The organism is Arthrobacter sp. 'calajunan' (genome assembly GCF_046940185.1).
Taxonomy (GTDB): Bacteria; Actinomycetota; Actinomycetes; order Actinomycetales; family Micrococcaceae; genus Glutamicibacter; species Glutamicibacter soli.
Genome location: NZ_JBKZDY010000021.1, coordinates 1 through 13,128, shown reverse-complemented (window position 1 = coordinate 13,128; position 13,128 = coordinate 1). Strand labels below are relative to the sequence as shown.

Annotated in this window: 11 protein-coding genes and 1 tRNA gene; 8 read left to right on the top strand and 4 right to left on the bottom strand. The window is 65.4% G+C overall.

Features of this window, described 5'->3' with window-relative positions:
- Positions 1-148: 148 nt before the first annotated feature.
- Positions 149-796, bottom strand: coding sequence for a uracil phosphoribosyltransferase (gene upp / locus RF641_RS17450; protein WP_053797341.1), 648 nt, complete (start codon positions 794-796; stop codon positions 149-151).
- A 145-nt stretch (positions 797-941) separates the two neighbouring features.
- On the opposite strand from upp, the gene tadA reads away from it, so the two are divergent.
- The 4 genes from tadA (at position 942) to RF641_RS17430 (ending at position 3,683) form a co-directional block, all read left to right on the top strand.
- Positions 942-1,415, top strand: coding sequence for a tRNA adenosine(34) deaminase TadA (gene tadA, locus RF641_RS17445; protein WP_053797340.1), 474 nt, complete (start codon positions 942-944; stop codon positions 1,413-1,415).
- Positions 1,416-1,513: 98 nt separating this feature from the next.
- Positions 1,514-1,604: transfer RNA gene (locus RF641_RS17440), tRNA-Ser, on the top strand.
- A 774-nt stretch (positions 1,605-2,378) separates the two neighbouring features.
- Positions 2,379-2,639 carry a GlsB/YeaQ/YmgE family stress response membrane protein gene (locus tag RF641_RS17435; RefSeq protein WP_047117981.1) on the top strand — a complete coding sequence of 87 codons (261 nt, stop codon included), beginning with the start codon at positions 2,379-2,381 and terminating at the stop codon, positions 2,637-2,639.
- Between the two features lie 834 nt (positions 2,640-3,473).
- Complete coding sequence (locus RF641_RS17430; RefSeq protein WP_047117982.1) at positions 3,474-3,683, top strand: DUF1653 domain-containing protein; 210 nt, start codon at positions 3,474-3,476, stop codon at positions 3,681-3,683.
- On the opposite strand, the gene RF641_RS17425 is transcribed toward RF641_RS17430, so the two are convergent.
- Genes RF641_RS17425 through RF641_RS17415 form a run of 3 tightly spaced genes read right to left on the bottom strand, consistent with a single transcriptional unit; the run spans position 3,680 to position 5,997 of the window.
- A complete protein-coding gene (locus tag RF641_RS17425; protein WP_053797339.1) occupies positions 3,680-4,222 on the bottom strand; it encodes a YaeQ family protein in 543 nt (180 codons plus the stop codon). The genes RF641_RS17430 and RF641_RS17425 overlap by 4 nt on opposite strands.
- 11 nt (positions 4,223-4,233) lie before the next feature.
- A complete protein-coding gene (locus RF641_RS17420; protein ID WP_053797338.1) occupies positions 4,234-4,755 on the bottom strand; it encodes an NUDIX hydrolase in 522 nt (173 codons plus the stop codon).
- A 12-nt stretch (positions 4,756-4,767) separates the two neighbouring features.
- Positions 4,768-5,997, bottom strand: coding sequence for an MFS transporter (locus RF641_RS17415; RefSeq protein WP_053797337.1), 1,230 nt, complete (start codon positions 5,995-5,997; stop codon positions 4,768-4,770).
- 278 nt (positions 5,998-6,275) lie between these two features.
- Between RF641_RS17415 and RF641_RS17410 the strand changes: the two genes are divergently transcribed.
- Genes RF641_RS17410 through narI form a run of 4 tightly spaced genes read left to right on the top strand, consistent with a single transcriptional unit; the run spans position 6,276 to position 13,022 of the window.
- Positions 6,276-9,929 (top strand): nitrate reductase subunit alpha, encoded by a 3,654-nt coding sequence (locus tag RF641_RS17410; protein ID WP_424573726.1) that lies wholly within the window; start codon positions 6,276-6,278, stop codon positions 9,927-9,929.
- Complete coding sequence (gene narH, locus RF641_RS17405) at positions 9,926-11,563, top strand: nitrate reductase subunit beta (protein WP_053797335.1); 1,638 nt, start codon at positions 9,926-9,928, stop codon at positions 11,561-11,563. Before RF641_RS17410 ends, narH begins: the two co-directional genes overlap by 4 nt.
- Positions 11,560-12,258, top strand: a complete 699-nt coding sequence (gene narJ / locus RF641_RS17400; RefSeq protein WP_113607682.1) for a nitrate reductase molybdenum cofactor assembly chaperone — start codon at positions 11,560-11,562, stop codon at positions 12,256-12,258. The genes narH and narJ overlap by 4 nt, the downstream gene beginning before the upstream one ends.
- Positions 12,255-13,022 (top strand): respiratory nitrate reductase subunit gamma, encoded by a 768-nt coding sequence (narI, locus tag RF641_RS17395; protein WP_053797333.1) that lies wholly within the window; start codon positions 12,255-12,257, stop codon positions 13,020-13,022. The genes narJ and narI overlap by 4 nt, the downstream gene beginning before the upstream one ends.
- The last annotated feature ends 106 nt before the right edge of the window (positions 13,023-13,128 follow it).

Here is a 13,128-nt window from a genome sequence, read left to right as displayed (position 1 = left end):
ATACGTGTTATGTTTTAAGAAAAAAGATGACACACGATATAGGTGTCCGTCTCGTGGGCTCGTATTTTTGTATAAGAGACAGGCCCGCACCAGTGGTGCGGGCAGCCCCTTTCGCGTTGTCCGGCGGAGAACCGCCGGCGCCGGAAAACTAGGCGATCGGCGGGGTGACGCCGTACAGGCGGTCGCCGGCATCTCCCAGGCCCGGGATGATGTAGGACTTATCGTCCAGCTTCTCGTCCAGCGAGGCCAGCACCACGTGCACGCGGTCGTCGTCGCCGTGGATCGACTTCAGGCGTTCGACGCCCTCCGGCGCGGCGATCAGGCAGATGCAGGTCACCGAGCTGGCGCCGCGCTCGAAGATGAACTTGATGGCCTCGGCCAGGGTGCCGCCGGTGGCCAGCATCGGATCCAGTACGAACACCTGGCGTCCGGACAGGTCGTTCGGAACGCGGTCGGCGTAGGTGATGATGTCCAGGGTTTCCTCGTTGCGGGCCATGCCCAGGAAGCCGACCTCAGCGGTCGGCACCAGGCGTGTCATGCCTTCGAGCATGCCCAGGCCTGCGCGCAGGATCGGGACGACGAGCGGGGTCGGCTTGGCGATGGTGGTACCGGTGGTGACCGCGACCGGGGTGACGACCTCGACCTGCTCGGTCTTCACCTCGCGGGTGGCCTCGTAGGCCAGCAGGGTGACCAGTTCATCGGTCAGCTGGCGGAAAATCGAGGACGGGGTGTTCTTGTCACGAAGAACTGAGACCTTGTGTGCCACCAACGGGTGGTCGACTACCTGTACGCGCATGCATCAAAATCTATCAGCCCGGCCTTTGCCCGATCGAGGAATTCCGGCAATTCCCCGACGGAAATCCGGATTATGTGCCCAAGCGAACAGTAAAACCGCCCGCCGTCCCCGGCGGCGGCACCCGAACACGTATGGTTGGAGCACTATGAACCGTGAACACGAAGCCTGGATGGACCTCGCGCTGGACGAGGCCCGGGCCGCCTTGGCCACCGACGACGTCCCCATCGGCGCGGTGGTCATCTCCCCCGACGGAAAGCTGCTGTCCACCGGCCGCAATGAACGCGAAGCCCTGAAGGACCCCACCGCCCACGCCGAGGTCGTCGCCATCCGCAACGCGGTCTCCGTCCTGGCCGCGCGCGGCGAGGACGACGGCTGGCGCTTGGAGGACTGCACCCTGGTGGTCACGCTGGAACCCTGCGCGATGTGCGCCGGAGCGATCGTGCTCGCGCGCATCCCGCGGGTGGTGTTCGGCGCCTGGGACGAGAAGGCCGGGGCCTGCGGCTCGGTGTTCGATATCGTGCGCGAACCGCGGCTGAACCACTGGGTCGAGGTCTATCCCCGCGTCAGGGAGCAGGAATGCGCCGGCCTGCTGCGCGACTTCTTCAGATCCAAGCGCTGAGCCGCAGCCGGGAAAACTGTGTTTCGGGCCACTTGCGCCCGATTGGAGCCCCTTCGTTTTGGCATTCGCCAGATGTTCGTTATAGAGTTATCAGGTCTGGTGACGTGTCCGAGCGGCCGAAGGTGCAACACTCGAAATGTTGTGTACGGTAACCCCGTACCGTGGGTTCAAATCCCACCGTCACCGCCAATGAAAACCCCTAGTTAGCTAGGGGTTTTCTTCTTTTAACGATCCGACGCTGCGCACCGGGCGCGGGCGCGTCGTCCAGTGGAAGGTCGCCGTGGCATGCCCCTCATGCGTGGCGAGAACGGCTTCCACCACCACGCCGGCCCGCACGCTTGCGCCCAGGAAACCTCAGTCTGAGGTGTCCTTTGTGAGCATCGCGTAAGCAGGACGAAATACACCACTAGCCTGCCGGGGCTGCCGGACGGGCTACGCACGCGTGCCCTCAGGAGCCCGGGTGCAGAACCCAGTCCTCCTCCGGCTGGATGAGGCAAGGGGCTCATCGGGTCGGAGAAGGAACAGGCATTACCTACTGGGCCCGAAACACCTCCACACGCCGACCAGCTCCCGCCTCAATACGCAGGATCCTGTTTTTCTTTGGCAACGGCAGGACTTGAACACTAAGTTTCCCCGACACCCCCTAACCCTGTTCACCCTTCCCAGAATGCCAGGGCGATAATCTGTGGCGTCGAACTGAACCGTGCACCGAACAATCGAGGCACGCAGATGGATTGCTTTACTCTGCAACCAGTTGTCGCAAGCCGATATCGTAGACACAACGGATGCTGTCGCGGATGGCACAAGCGTCAATATTGCGCAGCAGACAACCGAATTTCGGCGAATGCCTAATAAATGCCCTCGTGTCCATGCTTACCACATACTGGTCGGTACGCTATCGTTCATAAAGTGCATCTCAGTCCAGATGCTGAACGAAGTCACTCGATCCACTAGGAGGAAGTTATGGGTTTCATTGGTTGGATTGTTTTGGGCCTCATCGCCGGTGCGATTGCTAAGGCGATCAAGCCAGGCGAGCAGGGTGGCGGCTGGATCGCCACGTTGCTCCTCGGCGTTGTCGGCGCCGTCATTGGTGGCTGGATTGGTTCCGCGGCATTCGGTGTCGGAGTGAACGAATTCTGGTCGCTTTCGACGTGGTTGCTGGCCATCGGTGGTTCGCTGCTCGTCCTCATTATTTGGGGACTGCTTACGCGTAAACGGGCCTAGCCTGCACGACAAGGACAGGGGTCCTACTTTGCGAAGTAGGACCCCTGCTCCATTGATCGCTCTCCACCAACTCAGGATTGGCTCTTCAATGCCACTTTCGCCGTCCGGCACGGTCACGGGGAGGGTCTTGGCTTTCAAGCATGCTCGCGACCCATATGCACGAGAAGAGGCATCTTTGGCATTCTGTTGGGGGGGGCAAATTAGAAAGCTGGTCTCTGCCGCCATCACAGCACCAGAGACCAGCCGAAGAAGTGGTAGATCACCGTATCCCCCCAGATATCAGTCGCCTGCACAGAGGCCTCTGCGCGCCTACGTGGCACGGCACTTCTTGCAATGAGAATACCTGCGCCTGGATGGTTGGCCATGGGCAATCCCATTCTCCGCAGATGCGTGATGCTGGTTGCTTCGGCGAAAATCGAAATCCTTTCCTGTCGAAGATCGCTAGCCTACTGACTTTTCCACTTCCTGAAAATCCAAAATGAAACGGATGGGGAAGCAAGTATCGACGGTAGGGATTTCCCGCCAGCGCGCCACAGTTTAGATCGCGTCAAGTATCGACTTCTTCCGCTCGGGAAGGTCGGAGGCCGCGGTTGTTCCGCCGTAGATATGATGATGGTGCCTTTCGCATCGTCGTGCTTGAGCCATATGTCGCAGCCAGCGATACCCGCAAGACGAATCGCGGACCAAACGCCACGGCGAACCAAAAACCCCGGCGGACCGGTCGCATCCAAACGGCCCGTGGCCACCGCGCCCGGGAGATGCCATTCGGTTGCCGCGCGGTTCCATCCGCGCGCACTATCTGCAGATCAACAACATTTCAGAAGGATCGTATCCATGGGCATCGAACCCGGAATCTATGAGCATTTCAAGGGACAGCGCTACGAGGTGCTCGCCGTGGGCAGGCACAGCGAGACCGAGGAGCAGTTGGTCTTCTACCGCACGCTCTACGGCGACTACAGCTTCTGGGCCCGCCCGCTGGAGATGTTCGACGATCTCGTCGAGCGCGGGGACTACGAGGGCCCCCGCTTCCGACGCATCGCCTAGCCGATCTGGTGTTCCTGCATCTGGGTTTCCAGCGAGGCGCCGTTAAGCTCCAGGTAAAGCTGGCCCTCGGTGACCGACAGGGACATGATGTTGCGGCGGGTCAGCTCTGCCGCGGCAGCGTCGACGAACTTCGAGTCGAAGGAACGCACCACGATGTCCTCGGCACGGTGGATGGTTTTCCCGCTCCAGGAGGCCAGCAGCCGCTGCGGGTCGCGGTGGGTGTAGACGGCCGCACGGTCCGCCAGCTTGCTGCCGGCGTGCAGGCGCTGCGCGTCAGGCGCGCCGACCTCGATCCAGGCGGTGGTCAGGCCCGTGAGGTCCTTGACCAGCACGGCCGGCTCCTCGCCGTTGGACACCCCGGCCGCGGCGAAGGCGATGCCGTCCTCGAATTCCAGGCAGTACGCCAGCACCCGGGTGACCAGATAGGCGTCGGTTTCCGAAGGGTGCTGCGCCACGCGCAGGGACAGTTCCTCGTACACCCCTCGATCCATGTCGGAGAGCTGGATGTCAAAGGTCCGTATAGTTGCGCCAATAGCCATGGTTCACGATTTTACCGGCCGGCGGCCGGCGGTAGCGCCGCCAGGGATGCAAGCCACGGCAGGAACAACGCGACCGCGTCGGGCATGAAGCGCCAGCGCTCGGCGTCAACCTGGGCGAGCAGCTCGGAAACCTCCATCCATTCCCCGCCCAGCACCTCCGCGGCCTGCAGTTCCAGCGGGCCGGGAGCGATCGTCCAATAGCGGAACGCGCGGTACCTGGCGTGCGCGTCGGCGTAGTCCGCCTGGCCCAGGCTCACCAGCTCGCCGCGCACCCCGAGCTCCTCGGCCGCCTCCCGGCGCGCTGAGTCGAACGGGTCCTCCCCGGCCTGGATGACCCCGCCCGCGGTGAAGTCGAACAATCCGGGGTACAGGTCCTTGCTCCAGGTCCGCTGGTGGACGTAGACCTGTCCCTGCGGGTTGAACACCACGATTCCGGTGGCGCCGTGGCGCAGGTTCTCCCTCCGCACCCGGGACCGCGGGGCCCGGCCGATGACGGCTCCCTGCCCGCTGTACAGCGCCACCTGCTCTTCCATGAGTCCAGCCTGCTACGCGGCCTTGTCCCGGGAGCCGCGCAGCATGCCGGCGACGACCAGCGCAAAGGTTCCGACTAGCACCAGCAGCCACAGGCCCAGCGCGTAGGAGTTGGTTTCCGCGTGATAGGTCGCGCCCATGGCCAGCGGCGGGAAGTATCCGCCCAGGCCGCCGGCGGCCGCGACCACGCCGGAGACCGCTCCGACCTTCTCCGGCGGGGTGGACGGGCCGATCCATGCGAACACCGCGCCCATGCCCAGACCCATGGCGGAAGCCATCAGGATGAACACGGTTCCGGTGAGGATGCCTTCCTCCGGCTGCTGCCCCACGATGTAGGCCAGCGACACGATGCCGGCCAGCGAGATCAGCGCAATGACCTTCGGCCCGAACTTGTCCGCCAGCACGCCGCCGATCGGACGGGCGATGACCGCGGCCACCGCGAACAGCGCGGTGCGCGTGCCGGCGCCCACCGGGTCCACCTGGTCGGGATAGATGGTGGTCAGGTACTTGGGCAGGAAGGTGGAGAAGGCCACGAACCCGCCGAAGACGATGCCGTAGAGGAAGGACATCTGCCAAGTGATCGGCAGTTTCAGCGCTCCCATCACCTTGGGGACCAGCGGCTGGGCGTTCGGCGTCCAGGCCGGGGACTCGCGCAGGAAGAACCACACCAGCGCGGCCATGGCCACCAGCAGCCCGGCGATGAACAGGTGGGTGCCGAAGTAGCCCAAGCCGCTGAGCAGCCGTGGGGTGAAGAACGCGGAGACCGCGGTGCCGATCATGCCCATGCCGAACACGCCGTTGGCGAAGCCGCGCCGCTTCGGCTCGTACCAGGCGCTGGAGAACGGGACGCCCACCGCGAAGATGGTGCCGGCGATGCCCAGCAGGGTGCCTGCGACGATCAGCAGCACGAAGCTTCCGATCGTTCCGGCGAGCGCCACGAGCAGCACGGCCGGCACCGACGCCAGCAGCACCACGGTGAACATCTTGCGCGCCCCGAAGCGGTCGGTCAGCGCTCCGGTGACGATGCGCCCGAGCGCTCCGACCAGCACGGGAGTGGCCAGCATGAGGGAGATCTGGCCCTCGGAAAGGTTCATACCTTCGGAGTAGTACTTCTGGATCGGGGCGATCAGCATCCATGCCCAGAAGCCGACGGCGCTGGCCAGGGTGGCCAGCAGAACCTGCGGAAATTGGCCGCGCAGCTCGGGCTGGGCGGTCGCCGATGACGGTGCGGAATTCGTGCTCATTTCAACCCTCCACGGGGCAAAGTTACAGAGTTTTCACACAGCTTCTATTGAGCACCCTAAACGTAGATCCAGCCCCGCGCCAGAGTCCGGGACTAAATTCGCGCCAGTGAACACCGGGTACTCGATCTACACCTTTTAGAACCCCACCCCTTGAAACTCTCGAACTTTAGGACGAAGCTGGTGGCACGAGCCACAGTTAGGGAGACCCAGCCATGACAGATCGGCCACACCGCACACCGCCGGCCACTGATGGCCCTCTCGCTGATTCGCTGCTTTCCATGGGCAGATTCCTGCGCCGCGGCGATACCAGTGAAGACCTGCGAGCAATGTTCCTTTCCGGCGGGCGCCAAGGCGACGTCTTCTACCGCGACCGATGGTCTCACGACAAGGTGGTCCGCTCCACCCACGGGGTGAACTGCACCGGGTCCTGCTCCTGGAAGGTGTACGTCAAGGACGGCATCATCACCTGGGAAACCCAGCAGACCGACTACCCTTCCGTCGGCCCGGACTCCCCCGAATACGAACCCCGCGGCTGCCCGCGCGGCGCGGCGTTCAGCTGGTACACCTACTCCCCCACCCGGGTCCGCTATCCGTACATCCGCGACGTGCTCGCCAAGCTGTACCGCGAGGCCAAGGCCGCGCACCCCGACCCGGTGGAGGCCTGGGCCTCGATCGTCGAGGACCCGGCCAAGGCCAGGAGCTACAAGAAGGCCCGCGGCAAGGGCGGGCTGATCCGCACCACCTGGGACGAGGCGCTGGAAATCGCCGCGGCCGCCCAGGTCTACTCGGTCAAGACATACGGCCCGGACCGGATCGCCGGGTTCTCCCCGATCCCGGCGATGTCCATGGTCTCGCACGGCGCCGGCTCCAGGTACCTGAACCTCATCGGCGGCACCATGCTCTCCTTCTACGACTGGTACGCCGACCTCCCGGTGGCCAGCCCGCAGGTGTTCGGCGACCAGACCGACGTGCCTGAATCGGCCGACTGGTGGAATGCGCAGTACCTGATCATGTGGGGCTCGAACGTCCCGGTCACGCGCACCCCCGACGCCCACTTCATGGCCGAGGCGCGCTACCGCGGGCAGAAGGTCGTCACCGTCTCCCCCGACTACACCGACAACACCAAGTTCGCCGACGAGTGGGTCGCACTGCAGCCGGGCACCGACGCGGCGTTGGGCATGGCCATGGGTCACGTGATCCTCAAGGAGCACTACGTCGAGAAGCGCACCGCGCCCTTCGAGGACTACATGCGCCGCTACACCGACTCTCCGTTCCTGGTGGAAATCGACAGCGCCACCGGCACCCCGGTGCCCGGCAAGTTCCTCACCGCCGCGGACCTGGGCCTGGAGCAGGAGGAGAACGCGGCGTTCAAGCCCGCCCTGCTGGATGCGAGCGGCACCGCCCGCGTCCCGCGCGGCACCTTGGGCCACCGCTTCTCCGGCGCGGACAAGGGCCAGTGGAACCTGGATCTGGGAGACATCACTCCCATGCTCTCGGTCATGGACCTGGACAGCTGGGACGGGCAGGCGGCGGCGATCAGCCTGCCGCGCTTCGACCTTGCCCCCGAGGCCGGGCAGGAGCATGCCGGCGGATCCGGGGTGCTCTCCCGTGGCGTGCCGGTGGTGAGGATCGCCGGCAAGCAGCTGACCACGGTATTCGATCTGATGCTCGCCCAGTACGGCGTGGGGCGCGATTCGCTGCCCGGCGACTGGCCGAGGGGCTTCATGGACGCCTCCACCGTCGGCACGCCGGCCTGGCAGGAGGAACACACCGGGGTCCCGCCGCAGCAGGCGATCCGCATCGCCCGCGAGTTCGCCGACACCGCCCAGAAGTCCGGGGGCCGCTCAATGATCCTGATGGGCGCGGGCACCAACCACTGGTTCCACTCGGACACCATCTACCGCACCTTCCTGGCGCTGACCATGATGACCGGCACCCAGGGCGTGAACGGCGGCGGCTGGGCGCACTACGTCGGGCAGGAGAAGGTCCGCCCTATCACCGGCTACCAGCAGTACGCGGCCGCCGGCGACTGGGGCCGCCCGCCGCGGCACACCATCGGCACCGCCTTCTGGTATTTGGCCACCGACCAGTGGCGCTACGACGGGCTGCCGGCCACTTCGCTGGCTTCCCCGCTGGCCACCGGCAAGTTCGACGGCCGCACCACCGCCGACTGCCTGGTCGAATCGATCAAGCGCGGCTGGATGCCCGACTACCCGACGTTCAACCGCAATCCGCTGGACCTGGTGGACGAGGCGGAGGCGGCGGGCAAGGAGCCCGCGGCCCACGTGGTGGACTCGCTGAATGACGGCTCGCTGGCCTTTGCCTGCGAGGACCCGGACTCCCCGCAGAATTTCCCGCGGGTGGTGCTCATCTGGCGCGCGAACATCCTGGGCTCCTCCGGCAAGGGCAACGAGTACTTCCTCAAGCACCTGCTGGGCACCGACGCCTCGGTGCGCGCCCCGGAAACCCCGGAAGGCTCGCGCCCTGTGGACATGGCCTGGCACGAGGCGGCGCCGGAGGGCAAGCTCGACCTGCTGGCCACCGCGGATTTCCGCATGACCAGCACCACGCTGTTCTCCGACCTGGTCTTCCCGGCCGCCACCTGGTACGAGAAGTACGACCTGTCCTCCACCGACATGCACCCGTTCATCCACTCCTTCAACCCGGCGATCGCCCCGCCGTGGCAGACGAAAACCGACTTCGAGCTGTTCGGCCAGATGGCCAAGCGCTTCGGGCAGTTCGCCGCGACCCACCTGGGCAAGCGCAAGGACCTGGTCGCGACCCCGCTGCAGCACGACACCCCGGATGCCATGGCCACCGTTAAGGGCCAGGTGCCGCAGGATGCGCCGCGGGTGCCGGGGCTGACCATGCCCAAGCTGGCGGTCGTGGAGCGCGACTACCCGAACCTCTACGAGCGCTGGAGCACCCTGGGACCGCTGACCGGGAAACTCGGCATGGTCACCAAGGGAGTGAAGTACCAGGTCGCCCCGGAGATCGAGACGCTGCGAAGCCTGAACGGGGCCACAGCCGAGGGCGCGGTCAAGCTGGACACCGACCAGAAGGCCTGCGAGATGATCCTTGCCTTCTCCGGAACCTCCAACGGACGGCTGGCCACTGCAGGCTTCAAGCAGCTGGAAGAGCACACCGGGCAGCAGATGGCGTTCCTCTCCGAGGAGCACGAGGGCTCGCGCATCTCCTTCAAGGACGTGCAGGTGCAGCCGCGCAGCGTCATCACCTCCCCGGAGTGGTCAGGCTCGGAGCACGGCGGTCGGCGCTACACGGCGTTCGCGATCAACGTCGAGCACCTCAAGCCCTTCCACACGCTCACCGGGCGCATGCACTTCTACCTGGACCACGACTGGATGCAGGAGCTGGGCGAGACGCTGCCGATCTACCGGCCGCCGCTGGACATGCACCGGCTGTTCGGCGACGCGCGGCTGGGCGAGGTCGGCTCGCACCAGTCCGGCAACGCCGAGGTCGCGGTGCGCTACCTGACCCCGCACTCCAAGTGGTCCATCCACTCCGAGTACCAGGACAACCTGTTCATGCTCTCGCTCTCCCGCGGCGGCCCCACCATCTGGATGTCCCCGCAGGACGCGGCGAAGATCGGAGTGAGGGACAACGAGTGGATCGAGTCCTACAACCGCAACGGCGTGGTGGTCGCCCGCGCGATCGTCTCGCACCGCATGCCCGAGGGCACGGTGTACATGTACCACGCGAAGGACCGCACTGTGGATGTGCCGATCGCGGAAACCAGCGGCAAACGCGGCGGCATCCACAACTCGCTGACCCGCATCCTCATGAAGCCCAGCCACCTGATCGGCGGCTATGGGCAGCTGGCCTGGGCGTTCAACTACCTCGGCCCCACCGGAAACCAGCGCGACGAGGTCACCACGATCCGCCGCCGCAACCAGGAGGTGCAGTACCGATGAAGGTCATGGCCCAGATGTCCATGGTGATGAACCTGGACAAGTGCATCGGCTGCCACACCTGCTCGGTGACCTGCAAGCAGGCCTGGACCAACCGGTCCGGGGTGGAGTACGTGTGGTTCAACAACGTGGAGACCCGGCCCGGCGTCGGCTACCCGCGCACCTATGAGGACCAGGGCAAGTGGCGCGGCGGCTGGACGCTGAACAAGCGCGGCCGGCTGAGGCTGCGCGACGGCGGGCGCCTGCACAAGCTCTCGCGCATCTTCTCCAACCCGAAGCTGCCCGAGATCCACGACTACTACGAGCCGTGGACCTACGACTACGACATGCTGCTGAACTCGCCTTCCGGCGAGCACACCCCGGTGGCCACCCCGAAGTCGCTGCTGACCGGAAAGGACATGAAGATCTCCTGGTCCGCGAACTGGGACGACAACCTGGGCGGCTCGCTGGAGACCATGGACCAGGACCCGCTGCTGGCCAAGATGAGCGAGGAGGTGAAGGCCGAGTACGAGAAGGCCTTCATGTTCTACCTGCCGCGCATCTGCGAGCATTGCCTGAACCCCTCCTGCGTGGCTTCCTGCCCCTCGGGCGCGATGTACAAACGCGCGGAGGACGGGATCGTGCTTGTGGACCAGGACGCCTGCCGCGGCTGGCGCATGTGCGTCTCGGGCTGCCCGTACAAGAAGGTCTACTTCAACCACCGCACCGGCAAGGCCGAGAAGTGCACGCTGTGCTACCCGCGCATCGAGGTCGGCCTGCCCACGGTCTGCGCCGAAACCTGCGTGGGACGGCTGCGCTACCTGGGCCTGGTGCTCTACGACGCGGACGCGGTGGCCGCGGCAGCCAGCGTGGAGGACGAGCACCAGCTGCTCGACGCCCAGCGCAACGTGCTGCTGGACCCGAACGACCCGGCGGTCATCGAGGCCGCCCGCGCCGAGGGCATTCCGGAGGACTGGATCGCCGCCGCGCAGGCCAGCCCCATCTGGCGGCTGATCCGCGACTACGAGGTCGCGCTGCCGCTGCACCCGGAATACCGCACCATGCCGATGGTCTGGTACATCCCGCCGCTCTCCCCGGTGGTGGACGTGGTCACCAACACCGGCAACGACGGCGAGGACGTGAACAACCTGTTCGCCGCGATCGACAAGCTGCGCATCCCGGTGGGCTACCTGGCGGAGCTGTTCGCTGCCGGGGATCCGGCGCCGGTGGAACTGTCGCTGCGCAAGCTGGCGGCCATGCGCTCCTACATGCGCGGCATCTCGTTGCACGATACGCGCGAGGAGTCCATCGCGAACGCGGTGGGCATGAGCGGCGCGCAGATGGAAGAGATGTACCGGCTGCTGGCCATCGCGAAGTACGAGGAACGCTACGTCATCCCGGCCGCACACGCCGAGCAGGCCCACGACTTGGAGGAAATGGGCTGCTCGCTGGACTTCGAGGACGGCCCTGGCATGGGCGGCGCCGGACCATTCGGCTCCTCTTCCGGCGCCTCGGTCCCGGTGGCGGTGGAGAACTTCCACTCGCTGAAGAACCGGCAGACAGCGGACCGGCCATCCAGTCCGGGGCGCGTGAACCTGCTGAACTGGGACGGCAACGGCAAACCCGAGGGATTGTTCCCGCCTGAGGAGAAAAAATGATTCCGCGGCTATTCAACCGGGCGACCCCCACCCGCCCGCTGCCCGGGCGGCTGGAGCCGGTGAGGATGAACCGCTCCGAGCGCTCCAGGGTGCACATGCTGGCCTCGCTGCTGCTGGACTACCCGGACGAGGCCTGGTTCGCCCGGCTCGACGAGCTCGAGTCCCATCTGGTCCGGGTTCCCCCGCAGATCGCCGGCTTCTTCGCCGGGTTCATCGACGCCGCCCGGCAGACCGGGGCCGGGCAGCTGCAGCGCGACTACGTGGACACCTTCGACTTGAAGCGCAAGTGCAGCTTGTACCTGAGCTACTTCGCTACCGGGGACACCCGCAAGCGCGGCACCGCGTTGGTCACCTTCATCGAGGCGTACCGGGCCGCCGGCTGGGACTTCGAGGCCGAGGAGTTGCCGGACTACCTGCCCGCGGTGCTGGAATTCTCCGCGCGCAGCGAAGACGAGATCGCCGAGGCCCTGCTGGCCGCCCATGTGGAGGGCATCGAGGTGCTGCGCGCCGCGCTGGAAGCGACTGGCAGCATCTGGGCACCGCTGGTCCGCACCATCACTCTGTCCCTGCCTCCGGTCGACGCAGCCACCCAGGAGCGGGTGCTGGCGCTGGTCAGCGAAGGGCCTCCCACCGAAACCGTGGGCCTTTCATTCCTTGGAAACCTTCCACCGTTCAGTCCTAGGGGGAACCCGTGAGTACCGGATCGCTTCTGCTTTGGGTAGTGCTTCCCTACGCCTGCGCCGTGGTCTTCATCGTCGGGCACATCTGGCGCTACCGCTTCGACAAGTTCGGCTGGACCACCCGTTCCAGCCAGACCTACGAAAGCCGGCTGCTGCGCTGGGGTTCGCCGATGTTCCATCTGGGCATCCTGATGGTGATCGCCGGCCACGTGGTCGGCCTGCTGATCCCGCGCGAATGGCTGTACGCCATCGGCATCGACGAGCACATGTACCATCTGGGCGCGACATGGCTCGGCACCGCGGCTGCCATCCTGACGCTGGCCGGCCTGGCGATCCTGATTTACCGCCGCCGCACGGTCGGCCCGGTCTTCCTGGCAACGACCCCAATGGACAAGATCATGTACGTGTTCCTAGGGGCCACGCTGTTCTTCGGCACCTTAGCCACGCTGGTGTACCAGGTTTTCGGGGCGGGCTACTCCTACCGCGAGTCGATCTCCCCGTGGATTCGGCAGATGATCATCTTCCAGCCCCACCCGGAAATGATGGAGCAGGTTCCGATCTTCTTCCAGCTCCACGTGATCACCGCATGCCTGTTGTTCGCGTTGTGGCCATTCACCCGTCTGGTCCACGTGTTCTCGGCGCCGATCCCGTACCTGTTCCGCCCGTACATCGTCTACCGTTCGCGGGATGAGTCCCGGGGTGCCGGCGCCCGCCCGGTACGCCGCGGCTGGGATCCGATCACGACTCCTCCGAACAATCGCGGACGGCGCCGTCGATAACCGTATAAGCATTTGTGCCGGTTCCACCACTCTGGTGGAACCCTCTCTCTTATACAAATCTCCGAGCCCACTAGACGTACTCCTATCTGTGTACCTGTCTATTTAT